At 73.8% G+C, this 15,996-nt stretch carries 15 protein-coding genes; 4 read left to right on the top strand and 11 right to left on the bottom strand.

The window, feature by feature from the left end; translation table 11 throughout:
- Positions 1–47 precede the first annotated feature (47 nt).
- Both sucD and sucC read right to left on the bottom strand, forming a co-directional pair.
- Positions 48–932, bottom strand: coding sequence for a succinate--CoA ligase subunit alpha (gene sucD / locus CCO02nite_RS05985; RefSeq protein WP_146842229.1), 885 nt, complete (start codon positions 930–932; stop codon positions 48–50).
- Between the two features lie 39 nt (positions 933–971).
- The gene (gene sucC / locus CCO02nite_RS05980; RefSeq protein ID WP_146842228.1) at positions 972–2,159 is read right to left on the bottom strand and encodes an ADP-forming succinate--CoA ligase subunit beta; all 1,188 of its coding nucleotides are present in this window, start codon (positions 2,157–2,159) and stop codon (positions 972–974) included.
- Positions 2,160–2,327: 168 nt separating this feature from the next.
- Here sucC and CCO02nite_RS05975 point away from each other — a divergent pair, with 168 nt between their 5' ends.
- Positions 2,328–2,537, top strand: a complete 210-nt coding sequence (locus tag CCO02nite_RS05975; RefSeq protein WP_146842227.1) for a helix-turn-helix domain-containing protein — start codon at positions 2,328–2,330, stop codon at positions 2,535–2,537.
- Positions 2,537–3,073: a Clp protease N-terminal domain-containing protein gene (locus CCO02nite_RS05970; protein ID WP_146842226.1), complete on the top strand. Its 537-nt coding sequence runs from the start codon at positions 2,537–2,539 to the stop codon at positions 3,071–3,073. The genes CCO02nite_RS05975 and CCO02nite_RS05970 overlap by 1 nt, the downstream gene beginning before the upstream one ends.
- Before the next feature lie 29 nt (positions 3,074–3,102).
- On the opposite strand, the gene CCO02nite_RS05965 is transcribed toward CCO02nite_RS05970, so the two are convergent.
- From CCO02nite_RS05965 to CCO02nite_RS05940, 6 genes are all read right to left on the bottom strand, one after another.
- Positions 3,103–5,019, bottom strand: coding sequence for an acyltransferase family protein (locus CCO02nite_RS05965; protein WP_146842225.1), 1,917 nt, complete (start codon positions 5,017–5,019; stop codon positions 3,103–3,105).
- A 112-nt stretch (positions 5,020–5,131) separates the two neighbouring features.
- The gene (gene pcrA / locus CCO02nite_RS05960; RefSeq protein WP_146842224.1) at positions 5,132–7,669 is read right to left on the bottom strand and encodes a DNA helicase PcrA; all 2,538 of its coding nucleotides are present in this window, start codon (positions 7,667–7,669) and stop codon (positions 5,132–5,134) included.
- A gap of 68 nt (positions 7,670–7,737) precedes the next feature.
- Complete coding sequence (locus tag CCO02nite_RS05955) at positions 7,738–8,220, bottom strand: DUF456 domain-containing protein (RefSeq protein WP_146842223.1); 483 nt, start codon at positions 8,218–8,220, stop codon at positions 7,738–7,740.
- Between the two features lie 12 nt (positions 8,221–8,232).
- Complete coding sequence (locus CCO02nite_RS05950; RefSeq protein WP_146842222.1) at positions 8,233–8,580, bottom strand: hypothetical protein; 348 nt, start codon at positions 8,578–8,580, stop codon at positions 8,233–8,235.
- Positions 8,581–8,633: 53 nt separating this feature from the next.
- Complete coding sequence (locus CCO02nite_RS05945) at positions 8,634–9,323, bottom strand: LuxR C-terminal-related transcriptional regulator (RefSeq protein ID WP_246117379.1); 690 nt, start codon at positions 9,321–9,323, stop codon at positions 8,634–8,636.
- Positions 9,320–10,675 (bottom strand): ATP-binding protein, encoded by a 1,356-nt coding sequence (locus CCO02nite_RS05940; RefSeq protein WP_146842221.1) that lies wholly within the window; start codon positions 10,673–10,675, stop codon positions 9,320–9,322. The genes CCO02nite_RS05945 and CCO02nite_RS05940 overlap by 4 nt, the downstream gene beginning before the upstream one ends.
- A 158-nt stretch (positions 10,676–10,833) precedes the next feature.
- Between CCO02nite_RS05940 and CCO02nite_RS05935 the strand changes: the two genes are divergently transcribed.
- Positions 10,834–12,387: a PspC domain-containing protein gene (locus tag CCO02nite_RS05935; RefSeq protein WP_186812592.1), complete on the top strand. Its 1,554-nt coding sequence runs from the start codon at positions 10,834–10,836 to the stop codon at positions 12,385–12,387.
- Positions 12,384–13,166 (top strand): ribonuclease E domain-containing protein, encoded by a 783-nt coding sequence (locus CCO02nite_RS05930; RefSeq protein WP_146842219.1) that lies wholly within the window; start codon positions 12,384–12,386, stop codon positions 13,164–13,166. The genes CCO02nite_RS05935 and CCO02nite_RS05930 overlap by 4 nt, the downstream gene beginning before the upstream one ends.
- 67 nt (positions 13,167–13,233) lie before the next feature.
- Here CCO02nite_RS05930 and CCO02nite_RS05925 read toward each other — a convergent pair whose 3' ends face one another.
- The 3 genes from CCO02nite_RS05925 to guaA form a co-directional block, all read right to left on the bottom strand.
- Positions 13,234–13,821, bottom strand: coding sequence for an aromatic ring-opening dioxygenase LigA (locus CCO02nite_RS05925; protein WP_246117378.1), 588 nt, complete (start codon positions 13,819–13,821; stop codon positions 13,234–13,236).
- Positions 13,822–13,977: 156 nt separating this feature from the next.
- The gene (locus CCO02nite_RS05920; protein WP_146842218.1) at positions 13,978–14,376 is read right to left on the bottom strand and encodes a DUF3817 domain-containing protein; all 399 of its coding nucleotides are present in this window, start codon (positions 14,374–14,376) and stop codon (positions 13,978–13,980) included.
- Between the two features lie 4 nt (positions 14,377–14,380).
- A complete protein-coding gene (gene guaA, locus CCO02nite_RS05915) occupies positions 14,381–15,982 on the bottom strand; it encodes a glutamine-hydrolyzing GMP synthase (RefSeq protein WP_146842217.1) in 1,602 nt (533 codons plus the stop codon).
- Positions 15,983–15,996 lie beyond the last annotated feature (14 nt).

Below are 15,996 nucleotides of genomic sequence, written 5' to 3'. Positions count from 1 at the left end.
GCCGCCGTCGGGTGCCGGTCTCCGGATCCCGCTCGGCGCGTCGGCCATCAGGCGCCGGTGAGCAGCTCCCGCGCGAGCGCGGCGGTCTCGGACGGCGTCCTGCCGACCTTGACGCCCGCGGCCTCGAGGGCTTCCTTCTTGGCCTGCGCGGTGCCCGACGAGCCGGACACGATCGCGCCCGCGTGGCCCATCGTCTTGCCCTCGGGAGCGGTGAAGCCCGCGACGTACCCGACGACCGGCTTGGTCACGTTCTCGGTGATGAACGCGGCCGCACGCTCCTCGGCGTCGCCGCCGATCTCGCCGATCATGACGATGACGTCCGTCTCGGGGTCCGCCTCGAACGCCGCGAGCGCGTCGATGTGCGTGGTGCCGATGATCGGGTCACCGCCGATACCGACGGCCGACGAGAACCCGAAGTCCCGCAGCTCGTACATCATCTGGTAGGTCAGCGTGCCGGACTTCGAGACGAGGCCGATACGACCCGGGCCGCTGATGTCGGCCGGGATGATGCCGACGTTCGACTTTCCGGGGCTGATCAGGCCGGGGCAGTTCGGGCCGATCAGCCGCACGCCCTTGTCCTGCGCGTAGGCGAAGAACTCGGCGGTGTCCGCGACCGGGACGCCCTCGGTGATGATGACCACGAGCGGGACCCCGGCGTCGACCGCCTCGATCACGGCCGCCTTGGTGAACGCCGGCGGCACGAACACGACGGACACGTCCGCGCCGGTCGCCGCGACGGCGTCCGCGACCGTGCCGAACACGGGCACCTGCACGCCGCCGGGGAACTCGACGCTCGTGCCGGCCTTGCGCGGGTTCACGCCGCCGACCACCTGCGTGCCGGACGCGAGCATGCGCGTCGTGTGCTTGGTGCCCTCGGAGCCCGTCATGCCCTGGACGATGACCTTGCTGGCCTCGGTGAGGAAGATCGCCATGTCAGTTCTGCTTCTCTCTCGGTTCTCGCTGGTCCGGGCTCAGACGTTCGCCAGCTCGGCGGCCTTGTCGGCCCCGCCGTCCATGGTGTCCGCGAGCGTGACGAGCGGGTGTCCCGCCGCCGCGAGGATCCGACGACCCTCGATCACGTTGTTGCCGTCGAGGCGCACGACGAGCGGCTTGGACGCCTCGTCACCGAGGATCTCGAGCGCCGCCACGATGCCGTTGGCCACGGCGTCGCACGCCGTGATCCCGCCGAAGACGTTGACGAACACGGACTTGACCTGCGGGTCCGTGAGGATGATGTCGAGCCCCGCGGCCATCACCTCGGCCGAGGCGCCGCCACCGATGTCGAGGAAGTTCGCCGGCTTGACGCCACCGTGGGCCTCGCCCGCGTACGCGACGACGTCGAGCGTGCTCATCACGAGCCCCGCGCCGTTGCCGATGATGCCGACCTCGCCGTCGAGCTTGACGTAGTTGAGGTCCTTCTCCTTGGCGCGCGCCTCGAGCGGGTCGGCCGCGGCCTTGTCCTCGAGCTCGGCGTGCTCGGGGTGCCGGAAGTCGGCGTTCGCGTCGAGCGTGACCTTGCCGTCGAGCGCGACGACGTCGCCGGCCTTGGTCAGCACGAGGGGGTTGACCTCGACGAGCGTCGCGTCCTCCTCGCGGTACACGGTCCACAGCGTCTGCAGAACGGCCGCGACCTTCGCCGCGATCTGCGGCGACGTCTTCGTCGGGAAGCCCGCGGCCTCGACGATCTCGGCGGCCTTCGCGGCGTCGATGCCCACGCGCGGGTCGACCGCGACCCGGGCGAGGGCCTCGGGACGCTCGACCGCGAGCTGCTCGATCTCCATGCCGCCCTCGACCGAGCACATCGCGAGGTAGCGGCGCTCGGCGCGGTCCAGCAGCAGCGAGAAGTAGTACTCCTGCTCGATCTGCGCACCCGCGGCGATCATCACGCGGTGCACGGTGTGGCCCTTGATGTCCATGCCGAGGATCTCGGCGGCCTTCTCGGCCGCGTCGTCGGCCGAGCGCGCGAGCTTCACGCCGCCGGCCTTGCCGCGTCCACCGGTCTTGACCTGGGCCTTCACGACGACGACGCCGGGCTCGTCGCCCAGCAGCGTGGCAGCCGCCGCGCGGGCCTCGTCGGGCGTGGTCGCCACGATGCCGCCGAGCACGGGAACGCCGTGCTTCTCGAAGGTGTCCCGTGCCTGGTACTCGAACAGGTCCACTGTGGTCCAGTTCCTCTCGTCGAGGGCCGTCGCGGCGGCCTCGGTGCGGCCGTGTGCGCCGGGTCGATGCTAACCGTCGCGCGGAGATCTCTTCACATCGAGAGATGTGGCGTGCGCGACTGTCAAGAACGGTTGACAGTCGAGGCGTTGTCAATCTAGGTTGACATCATGTCCGACGACCTGCTCGCCACCGCCGCCGCCGCGGAACCCGCCGAGGGCCTGCGCGCCGTACGGGCGCTGCACACGCTGGCCGACCGCCTCGAGGCGCTGCACGTCGAGCGCGCCCGCCAGGCGGGCTGGTCGTGGCAGCAGATCGCCGAGTGCCTCGGCGTCTCGCGCCAGGCCGTCCACCAGCGATACGGGAAGAGGTTCGGCTGATGTTCGAGAGGTTCACGCACGACGCCCGCACCGCGGTCGAGCAGGCACGCGTCGAGGCGGGCGCCCTGGGCGCCCAGCGCATCGACGCCGGGCACGTGGTGCTCGGGGCGGTGAGCGAGCCGGACGCGGTCGCGACGCTCGCGCTCGCGCGGCTCGGCGCGTCCGCCGACGACGTGCGCGACATCCTGCGCGCCCGGCCCGACGGCCCGCTCGACGCCGACGCGCTCGCCGCGATCGGCATCGACCTCGACGCCGTCCGCACGCAGGTCGAGGCGACGTTCGGCCCCGGCTCGCTCGACGGCGCGCCCGGGTCCCGGCCACGCGGGTTCGACCCGAGCGCCAAGAAGCTCCTCGAGGTCGCCCTGCGCGAGGCCGTGCGGCTGCGTGACCGGCGCATCGACACCGGTCACCTGCTGCTCGCCGCCGCGCGGGTCGGCGAGGGGCCGGCGCAGGACGTGCTCACGGGCCTGGGCCTGTCGCCGCAGGACGTCCGCGACGCGGTCGCCGAGGTCCACGCGACGCGTCCGGCGGCCTGACCCACGGCGCGCCGGACGGCGGACCCGCGTCAGCCGGACAGGTCGTCGAGCGCCGCGCGCAGCACCTGCTCGTACGCGACGACGCCCGCCATGTTGGGGTGCGTCCGGTCGGCGTGCAGCAGTCCCGGGTGCTTCGCGAGGTACCCGTTCCAGTCGACGACGTGCACGTTCGGCCGGTCGGCGACGAGCTCGCGCAGCCGCGCGTTCGCGGCGGGCACCCAGTAGCTGACGCCGACGACAGTGACGACCAGCACCTGCCGGTCAGGTCCGAGCAGGTCGAGCGTCCGCGTGAGCGCCGCCTCCGAGCCGTCGAACTGGAACCCGCCGTTGGTCCCGAAGTTCAGCACGACGACGGGGCGCAGCGTCCCGGCGTCGACGGCCGCCTGGACCAGGTCGGGCGCGTCGAGCCACTTGCGGATCGGCTTGGCGTCCACCGCGATCTTCGGCATCTCCTGGAACAGCGTCGGCGCGGCGGCGGAGAGCACCGAGTCGCCGAACGCGACGACCGTCGAACCGTCCGCGGGCACGGGCGCCCCCGGTGCCCGCGTCGGCGCGCCGCTCGGTGCCGGCGTCGCGGTCGCGCGCTCGTCGACCTGTCGCTGCGCGTCCTCGACCGCACGCTGCGTCGAGGACTGCGCAGGTGCGGTCAGCACGACCACCGTCGCGACGAGCACCACCGCGACGCCCGCGGCGGCGGCCACCTGGGGCCGGCGGCCACCCGTCACGACCGATCCGACGAGCGTGCGCGTGGTCGCCCGGAAGCCCCGCCGCCGCACGGGCGTCTCGACGAACCGGTGGCTGAGCGCGGCGAGCACGAACGTGAGGGCCAGCGCGAGCGCGGGCGTGCGCCACCACAGCTGCGACCCGGGTGCGTCACCGAACGCCGCGCCGACGACGAGGATCACCGGCCAGTGCCACAGGTACAGGCCGTACGAGCGCTCCCCCACCCACACCGCCGGTCGCGCCTGCAGCGCACGGACGTACCGCGACCCGCCGGGCGCGGTGCAACCCGCGACCAGCGCGAGCGCCGCGAGCGAGCCGAGCACGATCCCCCCGCGGTACGTGAACGAGCCGTCCGCGTGCAGCGTCGCCACCAGCAGCGCGAGCACCCCCCCGCCCGCGAGCGGCACCCACGTCGCGTGCCGGGCGGGCAGCAAGGAACGGCCGCCCGCCCATGCGAACGCGGCCGCCGCCCCGGCGAGCAGCCCGAAGGCGTGCGTCGCGGTGCCGTAGTAGACCCGCGTCGGGTCGGTACCCGGCGTGAACAGCAGCGCCATCGCCAGAGCGCTCGCCACGGCCGCCCCGCCGACGATCGCGGCCCGCGATCGCCAGGTCGGCCGCGTCGCGAGCAGGACGACGAGCAGCACGGGCCACAGCAGGTAGAACTGCTCCTCGATCGCGAGCGACCAGAACGGCTGGAACAGCTCGGGCGCCGTCGCGTCGAAGTAGCTGGAGCCCGCGGCGATCTCGAGCCAGTTCGTCGTGAACGTCAGCGCGCCGACGACCTGACGTCGCACGCCGACGAGCAGGTCCGGTTCGACGATGCGCGCGGCGATGACGCCGACGACCATGACCGTGACGAGCGCGGGCAGCAGCCGCCGTGCGCGCCGGCGCCAGAAGTCCGCGAGGTGCACCCGCCCGCCGACCTCGACCTGGCGCAGCAGCAGCGTCGTGATGAGGAAGCCGCTGACGACGAAGAACACGTCGACCCCGAGGAACCCGCCCGGCAGCGTGGTGGGCCACAGGTGGTACGCGATGACCGCGATCACGGCGACCGCACGCAGCCCGTCGAGCCCCGGGATCCGCTCGGAGCGCCCCCCGGCGCGCGGTTCGGCGCGGGTCTCGGCGCGGGTCTCGGGGCGGGTCCCTGGGCGGGTCTCCGGGCGCGGTCGGTCACGCTGTGGGGTGCGACCGTCGGCGGTGCGGTCGCTGGCGGTCGTGGTCATGCTCACCTCGCTCACGCCGGCTCACGCCCACGGTAGGCACGGGTCACGCGAGACCCGGCGACCTGGCCCGGCGAGTCGGGCTGCCCGTCGAGTACGGCGGCCCGGGGGACGGCTACAGCTTGGTGACCGGCGAGAAGCGCAGCAGCAGCCGCTTGGTGCCCTCGGAGCCGAAGTCCACCTTGACGACCGCGTTCTGGCCGGCGCCCTCGAGCGCGACCACGGTGCCGAGCCCGTACGCGTCGTGCGTCACCCGGTCGCCGATCGCGAGGTTCGGGATCGCACCCTCCGGGCGTGGCGTGGCCGAGCCGAAGGTCGCACCCGTCGGCGGCAGCGCCGGACGCTGCTCACGCTGACCGGACGACTCGCGACGAGCGCCCGAACGCACCTGGCCCGACCCGATGCCACCCCCGCCGTAGCCGCCTCCGCCGGTGCCGAAGCCTGAGCCCCAGCCGCCGCGAAGCCGCCCGGTCGACGACTCGCGCCGGCGCCAGTCGAGAAGCTCGTCGGGCAGGTCCTGCCAGAACCGGCTGGGCGGGAACTCGTTGGGCACGCCCCACGCCGTACGAACCGCCGCACGAGAGATGTACAACCGCTCACGGGCACGGGTGAGACCCACGTAGGCGAGCCGTCGCTCCTCCTCGAGCTGGTCGGGGTCGGCGAGCGAGCGCATGTGCGGGAACGTGCCGTCCTCGAGCCCGGTGAGGAACACGACCGGGAACTCGAGCCCCTTGGCGGTGTGCAGCGTCATCAACGTGACGACCCCCGCGTCCTGCCCCGGCCCGCCCGGTTCGTCGCCGCCGTCGGGGCTCGGGATCTGGTCGGAGTCCGCGACGAGCGACACGCGTTCGAGGAAGTCGGCCAGGTCGCCCTCGGGGTCGTTGGCCTCGAACTCGGAGGCGACCGCGTGCAGCTCGGCGAGGTTCTCGACGCGGGACGCGTCCTGCGGGTCCTCGCTCGCGCGCAGCTCGGCCAGGTAGCCGGAACGGTCGAGCACCGCGCCGAGCACCTGCGCCGGACCGGCGCCCGCCGCGAGCTCGCGCAGGTCGTGCAGCATCGTCGCGAACGACCCGAGCCCGACGACCGCGCGCGTGCCGAGCCCCGGCACCTCGTCGAGCCGGTCCAGCGCGGCGCCGAACGAGATGCGCTCCTGCTCGGCGAACGACGCGACCATCGCCTCGGAGCGGTCGCCGAGCCCGCGCTTGGGCACGTTGAGGATGCGCCGCAGGTTGACGTCGTCGTCGGGGTTCGCGATCGCGCGCAGGTAGGCGATCGCGTCCTTGACCTCCCGACGCTCGTAGAACCGCGTGCCGCCGACGAGCTTGTACGGCAGCCCCACACGCACCAGCGCGTCCTCGATCACGCGTGACTGCGCATTGGCCCGGTAGAAGATCGCGACGTCCTGGGGTCGCACGCCCGACTGATCGCCGAGCCGGTCGATCTCCTCGACGACGAACCGGGCCTCCTCGCGCTCGTCGTCCGCGACGTACGCGACGATCTGCGCACCGGCACCCGACGCGGTCCACAGCCGCTTGGGCGTGCGGCCCGGGTTGCGGCTGATGACGGCGTTGGCGGCCGAGAGGATCGTCTGCGTCGAGCGGTAGTTCTGCTCGAGCAGGATCGTCGTGGCGTCCGGGTAGTCAGCCTCGAACTCGAGGATGTTGCGGATGTTCGCGCCGCGGAACGCGTAGATCGACTGGTCCGCGTCGCCCACCACCGTGAGCTCGCCCGGCGGGACCGGCGACTCGTCGCTGCCCACGCCGACCAGCTCGCGCACCAGGACGTACTGCGCGTGGTTGGTGTCCTGGTACTCGTCGACCAGCACGTGCCGGAACCGGCGGCGGTAGTGCTCGGCGACCGCGGGGAACGCCTGCAGCAGGTGCACCGTGCGCATGATGAGGTCGTCGAAGTCGAGCGCGTGCGCCTGGCGCAGCCGCTGCTGGTAGCGCGTGTAGACCTGCGCCAGCACGGCGTCGAAGTCGTTGGACCCGTCGCCCGAGGTGGCCGCGAACCGCTCGGCGTCCACCAGCTCGTCCTTGAGCGCGGAGATCTTGTTCGCGAGCGCCTTCACCGGGAAGCGCTTCGGGTCGAGCTCCAGCTCGCGCGAGACGAGCGTGAGCAGGCGCTGCGAGTCCGCCGAGTCGTAGATCGAGAAGCTCGAGCGCAGGCCCAGGGTCGCGGCCTCGCGGCGCAGGATGCGCACGCACGACGAGTGGAACGTCGAGACCCACATCCGCCCGGCGGCGGGTCCGACGAGGTGCTCGACACGCTCGCGCATCTCGGCGGCGGCCTTGTTGGTGAACGTGATCGCCAGGATCTCGCCGGGCCGAGCCCGGCGCGTGGCCAGCAGGTACCCGATGCGGTGCGTGAGCACACGCGTCTTGCCCGAGCCGGCGCCGGCCACGATGAGCAGCGCGCCGCCCTCGTGCTCGACGGCCTCGCGCTGCTGCGGGTTGAGCCCCTCGACCAGCTCCTGCACGCGCCGGGTGCGCGTGGCCTCGTCCTCCTGGCGGCGCGCCTCGCGCGCGCTCTCGTCGTCGGGCCCGCGCGGCGGCACGACCAGCGGGAGGCCGGACGGATCGCCCGCGTGGGAGCGAGGCCCGCCGGGCGCGCCGAGGGAAGGGTCGGAGAGGTGATCGAACAGCGACGTCATGGCGGGCCAAGCCTAAGCGGCCCCACCGACAGGCTGCCGCCCCGCCCAGGGCCGTGCGGCGCAGCCCGTCAGGCCGCGACCAGACCCGCGACCCACGCCGCGGTGCACACGAGCGCACCCGCCAGCTCGACGAGGATCGTCAGGCCCGTGGCCTGCAGCGCGACCAGGGTCGAGCGCCAGGCCAGGCGCGGGTCGCGCGCCCGCGCCCACTCCGCGAGGTAGATGCCGCCGACGAACCCGAGCGGCAGCCCGACGACGGGGACGACGAAGAACCCGACGACCCCGAGCACGCCGCCCGCGACGACCGACCGCCCGGGCACCCCGCCGCGCCGCAGGTGCCGACCGGCGAGCAGGTACTTCACGACCTGTCCGACGCCCGTCGCGACGACGGCGACCGCGACGACCGTCCACCCCACCGGCCCGCCCGTGACCACGCCCCACACGACGACCGCGCCGAGCACCAGCATCGCGCCGGGCAGCACCTGCACGACGACGCCGAACAGCCCGACGAGGATCGCGACGGCGACGAGTGCGTCACCCCAGCCCGGCACGCCCGGACCCGGTCAGCGCCACAGGACCGCGATGGCGACGTTCAGCGCGGTCAGACCCGCGATCGCACCGAGGAACCCGGTGGTCACCCGCTCCGGCTTGCGCGTCCCGACGATCGTCAGCCCCGTCACGACGAGCGCGATGACGAGCTTGACCCCGATCTTGACCATGTTCGGGTCCCGGAGGTCGTCGCTCATCTCCGAGACGCCGACGATGAGGATGCCCGTGACCAGCGCCGTCAGCGCGCCGTGCAGCACGCCCGGCGCGATCTTCGGCGCGCGGAGGTTGACCAGCGTGCCACCCAGGACGATGGCCCATCCGAGCAGGTGCAGCACGACGAGGATGTTCTTCAGCAGCTCCATGGCCTCACCCTACGCGGACCGACGGGTCGATCTGACACTGTGTCATAAAGGACCTACAGCAGCCGCCGGGCCGCGGCCCAGCGGGTCAGCTCGTGCCGGTTCGAGAGCTGGAGCTTGCGCAGCACCGCAGAGACGTGGGTCTCGACCGTCTTGACCGAGATGAACAGCTCACCGGCCACCTCGCGGTACGTGTAGCCGCGCGCGATCAGGCGCATCACCTCGCGCTCGCGCGCCGAGAGCCGGTCGAGCTCGTCGTCGCCGGTCGCGATGTCCCCCGCGGAGGTGCCGAACGCGTCCAGCACGAACCCCGCCAGCCGCGGCGAGAACACCGCGTCGCCACCGGCCACCTGGCGCACCGCATCGACGAGCGCGGGACCGTCGATCGCCTTCGTCACGTACCCCCGCGCACCGGCGCGGATCACCGCGACGACGTCCTCGGCCGCGTCGGAGACCGACAGGGCGAGGAACTTCGTCGTGCCCGCGAGGTCCGCGCACGAGCGGATCACCTCCGCGCCACCGCCCCCGTCGCCGCCCGGCAGGTGCACGTCGAGCAGCACCACCGGCGGACGCAGCGCATGCACCACGCGCACGGCCTCGTCGACCGTCGCGGCCTCCCCGACGACGCGCACGCGGTCGTCGAGCGAGGCCCGCACGCCCGTGCGGAACAGGTGGTGATCGTCCACGAGGACCACCTCGACGGGCCCGTCGCCCACACCCTCGTCGTTCCGTGCGTCCTGGCTCACGCCTCACCCTCCGACCGCTGCGCCTGCTCGGACTGTTCCACCGGATCGCTCTGCGCCGGTTGCTCGACACGCACCGTCAGGTGCACCTCGGTCCCGCGGCCCGGGCGGCTCACGACCTCGGCCGTCCCGCCCCTGCGTCGTATCCGCCCGATGATCGACTCGCGCACGCCGAACCGGTCCTGGCTGATCGCGTCGGGATCGAAACCGTCGCCGCGGTCACGCACGAACACCTCGACGAGCTCGTCGCCGCACTCCAGGTACAGCGAGACGGGCGGGCGGCCGTGCACCACGGCGTTGACGAGCGCCTCTCGCGTCGCCTGCAGGAGCGCGGCCGTGTCCGGGTCGGGCACGCGGTCCCCGACGACGACCGAGTCGATCGCGACCGCCTCACCGCCGGGACCGGAGCGCGAGTCCTCGACCTCGGCGACCACCGCGCGCAGCGCCGCCGCGAGCGACGTACCGGGTGCGGGCCGGTCCGAGTACAGCCACTCCCGCAGCTCCCGCTCCTGTGCGCGCGCCATGCGCGCGACCTCGCCCGGGTCGTCGGCCCGGGCGCGGATCAGCGCGAGCGTCTGCAGCACCGAGTCGTGCAGGTGCGCGGCGATGTCGGCGCGTTCGGACTCGCGCGCACGCGCCGCCCGCTCGTCGCCCAGCTCGCGCACCAGCCGCAGCCACCACGGCGCGAGCACGAGCGCGACGCCCGCCAGCACGGCGAGCGACGCGAGCGCCGCCTGCAGCAGCGTCATGGCATCGATACCGCGTCCCGTGCCCTGCCCGACGAGCAGCAGCACACCGACGCCGGCGAGCACGACGCCGCCCAGCAGGCGCAGCACCGAGACCGGCGTCCGCCCACCGGCGCGCGACCGCAGCCGGCCGCGCTGCATCGAGTCGAGCTGACCCCAGGCCAGCGTCAGCCCCGCCAGCAGCACGAGCGCAGGCAGCAGCCAGGCTGCCTGCAGGCGACCGGAGCGCACCGCGACCAGTGCCGCCGCGACGACGAGCAGGAGCCCGCCGAGCGCGATGTCCGTCACCGGCCAGCGCCGGTGACGGCCGGTCTCGGCGCCGTCGTCGTCGGGCCGTCGCGCGAGCCGCGTCAGCGCGCTCGGCCGCTCGCGCGCGGCCGCGTCGCGCGGGTCGCCCGGCGGGACCGTCAGCCACCAGAACGCGTACAGCACGAGCCCGGTACCCGCGAGCGGCGCGAGCACGACGAACGCGACGCGCACCATCGCGACCGGCAGCTCCAGGTGTGCCGCGAGACCGGCCGCGACACCACCGAGCCAGCGCTCGCCCTCCGGCCGCCGCAGCGGCAGGCGCGCACGGGCGCGCGTCGGAGCAGGTGCGGTGACGTCCACGCACGCATCGTCACACGGCACGGCACCCGCCGGAGGGCTCCGGACCGGATCTCAGGGCCTCGTGCGGTCAGGTTCAGGGAGGCGGGCCGCAGGGTTCAGGGTCCGATCAGGGTGGTCGCCGGATGCCGGGGCACCGGGCGCCGCGCCAGGCTGAGGCCATGGACGAGAACCCGACCCCCATGGGAGCACCCGAGACCGGCCCCGCCGCCGACACCGGCGCACCGCCGGCAGGGACGTTCGACGCACCGACCGGGCCACCGCCTGTCGGACCCGCGCCCGGCGCGGGCTTCTTCGACGGCGTGCGCCGCCTCGGCGTCAGCCGCGCCGACGACCGCTGGATCGGCGGCGTGTGCGCGGGCGCCGCGGACCGCTTCGGCATCGACCCGCTCGTCGTGCGGGCCGTGCTCGGCGTGACGATCCTGCTCGGCGGCTTCGGCCTCGTCGCGTACGGCGTGGCCTGGGGCCTGCTGCCCGAGCGCCGTGACGGTCGCATCCACGTCCAGGAGCTGTTCGCGGGCAGGTTCGATCCCGCGGTCGTCGGCGCGGCCGCCTTCGTGCTGTTCGGCTTCGGGCGGGGTTCCGGTTCGCCGTTCGGGTGGGGCTGGGGCCCGAGCGGGCTCGGCGTCCCGCACGTGCTGTCCGCGGTGGCCGGGATGATGTGGTTCCTGCTGATCGCCGGGATGATCGTCGGCGTCGTCGTGCTGCTGACGAGGCGGCCACCCGCCGGCACACCGCCGCAGGCCGACCACCCCGTCGCAGGCCCGGGGACCTACCCCGCCGCCGCACCGATGCGCCCGGCCGCGACCGCCCCCGTCACGGCGTACCCGCCGACCGCCGCCGCGCGCCCGCCGTACGGCACGCCGCAGCACCCCGGCGCGGGGACGTACGCCGGCCCGTTGCCCTACGCGGCTGCCGCCCGTCCGCCGTACGGCACCGCGCCGTATCCGACGAGCCCGTACGCTCCCGGCCCGGCACCGACCGCCACCCGGACCGCCCCCGCGCCGACTACCGCCACGCCACCACCCATGACGCCGCCGACGCCACGGCGTCGTGCCGGCGGTCCCGGCGTCGCCGCGGTCGGCATCGTCGTGGCGCTCGGGCTCATCGCGCTCGCCGCCCTGCTCGCGGCGGACCGGACCGGCGCCTTCGACGGGCCCGTCCTGCTCACGACCATCGGCATCTTCGTCGTGCTCGCGGGCCTCGGAATCGTGGTCGCCGGCCTGCGCGGACGCAGCAGCGGTGTGCTCGGGTTCCTCGCGATCGTCGCGCTGCTGGTCTCCGTGCCCGTCGGCGTCGCCGCGCGGCCCGGCTGGCTGTGGGAGGCGGGTCACGACGGCCACCTCGTCTCGTCGAGCACGGTCGCCCCGACGACCCGCGCCGACGCGGAGCAGGGCCTGCAGGTCGGCATGGGCGACGCGGCGCTCGACCTGTCGGCGGTGCCCATGACCGACGACCCGCTGTACGTCCCCGTCTCTGTCGGCGCCGGCAACGTGCACGTCGTCGTGCCGGCGGACGCCGCGGTCGAGGCCAGCATCCGCGTCGGTGCCGGAACGGTGACCTGGGACGTGGACGGGAGCCCCGAACAGATCAGCGGCCTCGGCCTCGGGCGTCGCACGTTCCAGGACGACGCCACCCGCGCCGACGGCGCACAGCTCGTGCTCGACGTCCAGGTCGGAGCCGGCGAGGTCACCATCACCCGGGAGGACTCATGAGCACCCAGAAGAAGACCACCACCCCCGCGGGCCCGCCCCCGTCGTCCGCGACCGCCGAAGCCGCCAAGTCGGTCGAGTCGGTCGAGTCGGTCGAGTCGGTCGAGTCGGTCGAGTCGGTCGAGTCGGTCGAGTCCGCCGAGACCGTCGAGTCGGTCGAGTCCGCCGAGACCGTCGAAGCCGTCGAAGCGGTCGAGCCCGCAGCGGTCGTCGAGTCCACAGAGACGGCTGAGGTCGTCGGCGACGACGCGCTCGGCGAGCCGGACGAGACCGTCGAGTCCGCAGAGGCGACTGAGGTCGTCGGCGACGACACGCTCGGCGAGCCCGACGAGACCGTCGAGTCCGCAGACGCGCCTGAGAGCGTCGGCGACGACGCGCTCGGCGAGCCCGACGAGACCGTCGAGGCCGACACCGTCGTGCTGCACCCGGCCGTGCCGGCTGCTGCAGCTCTCGAGGCACCCGTGCCCGTGCCGACACCCGTTCCGGTCCCGATGCCGACACCCGTGACGGTCCCGGCACCGACGACCGCGCCGGTGCAGTCGGTGCAGCCGATGCAACCAGTGCAGCCGGTGCAGCCGGAGCGGCGGCGCGGGCCGCGCGTCGGCACGGTGGTGTGGGGGCTGGTGCTGGCCGTGCTCGGCGTCGGCGTGCTCGCGTGGGCGGGCGGTCTGCGCATCGACCTGCAGCTCGCCGCGATCCTGCTGGTCGCGGGCGCGGGCGTAGCCCTGCTCGTCGGCTCGCTGATCGCCGGCGCGCGCCGCGACCGCCGCGCGGCCCCCTGAACCGCGATCGTGGTGACGACGAAGGACGGCCCCCGCCCGGCAAGGTGGGGGCCGCCCTTCGTCGTGATCAGACCACCGGGTCCGGCGGGGTGCTCGCCGCCGGCGGTGCCGCCGGGGCGGCGGGTGCCGGGGCTGCGGGCGCCGCGGGAGCCACCGGCGCGGGCCGGACGGGCTCGGCCGCGGCCGGAGCCGCGACGACCGGGTCGGCCGACTTCGCGACGGCCGACTTCGCCGCCCCTGCCGCGCGCAGGCCGAAGCCGATGAGGATCAGCACGACACCCGTGCCCACCACGAGGAGCGCCACGCCGAACGCGACGACCGACGTGAACAGCGAGGAGCGCAGGAACGACGCCGTCATCATCGTCTCGCGCGTCGGGTCTTCCCGGTCGAGCTCGGCGTAGGTCTTGCCGCCCGAGGCATCGAGCGCGTGGTGGTTGATGATGTCGGCCTGGACCCACGCCTCCCACGGCGTGTCCACGAGCTGGCCCTGGAACGCCGACGCGTCGTCGGAGACCGTGATCTTCTCCGCCGCGAGGTTCGACGAGACCGCACCCCAGGTGATGCCCCCGAGGACGATGTAGAGCACACCGAAGATGATGACGAGGAGCCCCATCGTGCGTGCGCCGGACTTCTCCTTGACCTCAGTTGTCGCCATTGCTGGTTCCTTCCTGCCGGAGCCGGGCCGCAGGCCCTGAGCCGTCCGGCGCGTCGATCGACGCACCGGTGCACGTCAGACGATAGTCAGAACGAAACGGACATGCGCTACCTGAGGCAGCGCGGCGACCTGCGAGTCTGCTCGCGGGCTCTTCGGTCAGGCGTCGGCGCCGATACGCGCGAGGCCCTGGGCGTGCACCTTGCGCTCGAGGACGAACGACATCACGGGCACGACGCCCGCGATCACCATGGTCACGAGCCGGCCGAAGCGCCAGCGCATCGTCGACCACAGGTCGAGCACCGTGACGAGGTAGACGACGTACACCCACCCGTGCGCGAACGGCACCCAGGTGACGAACCGCAGCACGGAGTCGGGCGCGTGCAGCACGTGCTTGAGCACCAGCTCGACGCACAGCACGAGCAGGAGCGTCCCGGTCACCCAGGCCATCGCGCGGTAGCGCCCGAGCGCACCGCGCGCACGGTGGCGCCAGCGGTCCTGCGCCGGGCTCACGGCCTCGGCGGGTGCGCTGTCGCTGGTCGCGGTCTCGTCGGTCACGTCGTCACTCCCACTCGATGGTGCCCGGGGGCTTGCTCGTCACGTCGAGCACCACGCGGTTCACCTCGGGAACCTCGTTGGTGATGCGGGTCGAGATCGTCGCGAGCACGTCGTACGGCATGCGTGTCCAGTCCGCCGTCATGGCGTCCTCCGACGAGACGGGCCGCAGCACGATCGGGTGCCCGTACGTGCGGCCGTCGCCCTGCACCCCGACCGAGCGCACGTCGGCCAGGAGCACCACCGGGCACTGCCAGATCTCGCGGTCCAGGCCCGCGCGCGTCAGCTCCTCGCGCGCGATCAGGTCCGCGGCGCGCAGCACGTCCAGCCGGGCCGCGGTGACCTCGCCGATGATCCGGATGCCCAGGCCCGGGCCGGGGAACGGCTGGCGCCAGACGATCGCCTCGGGGACGCCGAGCTCGAGGCCGACCGCGCGCACCTCGTCCTTGAACAGCGTGCGCAGCGGCTCGACGAGCTCGAACTGCAGGTCGTCGGGCAGCCCGCCGACGTTGTGGTGGCTCTTGATGTTGGCCGCGCCCTCGCCGCCGCCGGACTCGACCACGTCGGGGTAGAGCGTGCCCTGCACCAGGAACTTGACCTCGGTGCCGTGCTCGCCCGCCTCGGCGACGACCTCGCGTGCGGCGTCCTCGAACACGCGGATGAACTCGCGGCCGATGATCTTGCGCTTGGTCTCGGGGTCGGTGTGGCCCGCGAGCGCCTGCAGGAACCGCTCGCGCGCGTCGACGACCTTGAGCCGCACGCCGGTGGAGGCGACGAAGTCCTTCTCCACCTGCTCGGCCTCGCCCGAGCGCAGCAGGCCGTGGTCGACGAACACGCAGGTGAGCTGGTCCCCGACGGCGCGCTGCACGAGTGCGGCCGCGACCGACGAGTCCACGCCGCCCGACAGTCCGCACACCACGCGCGCGTCGCCGACCTGCGCGCGGATGCGCGCGACCTGCTCGGCGATGACGTTGCCGGGGTTCCAGTCCGGGGCCAGGCCGGCGCCCTCGTACAGGAAGTTCTCGAGCGCCCGCTGGCCGAGCGGCGAGTGCTTCACCTCGGGGTGCCACTGCACGCCGAACAGGCGGCGCTCGCGGTGCTCGAACGCGGCGACCGGGGACCCCTCGCTCGTCGCGAGCACGTCGAAGCCCTCGGGTGCGGCGTGCACGGCGTCGCCGTGGCTCATCCAGACCGTCTGGTGATCCGGGCTGCCGGCGAGCACCGTGCCGGGCGCGCCGACCTCGACGGCGGTGCCGCCGTACTCGCGCCGCCCGGTCTGGGCGACGGTCCCGCCGAGCGCCTGCGCCATGGCCTGGAAGCCGTAGCAGATGCCCAGCACGGGCACACCGGCCTCGAACAGCGCGGGGTCGACGAACGGCGCGCCCTGCGCGTACACGGACGACGGGCCGCCGGACAGGATGATCGCGGCCGGGTCCTTCGCGAGCAGATCCGCGACCGAGGCCGTGTGCGGCACGATCTCGGAGTAGACGTTGGCCTCGCGCACGCGCCGCGCGATCAGCTGCGCGTACTGCGCGCCGAAGTCGACGACGAGCACCGGGCGGTGAGCGGTCTGCGGGGCGGCGGCCGTCGGCTCTGGCGTCGGGGTCACGCCCACAGGGTAGT

Origin of the sequence: Cellulomonas composti (assembly GCF_007990245.1) — a bacterium.
In the GTDB taxonomy this organism is placed as follows: Bacteria; Actinomycetota; Actinomycetes; order Actinomycetales; family Cellulomonadaceae; genus Cellulomonas; species Cellulomonas composti.
Note: the sequence above shows the minus strand (reverse complement) of the source record. Positions and strands in the feature narration are given on the sequence as shown.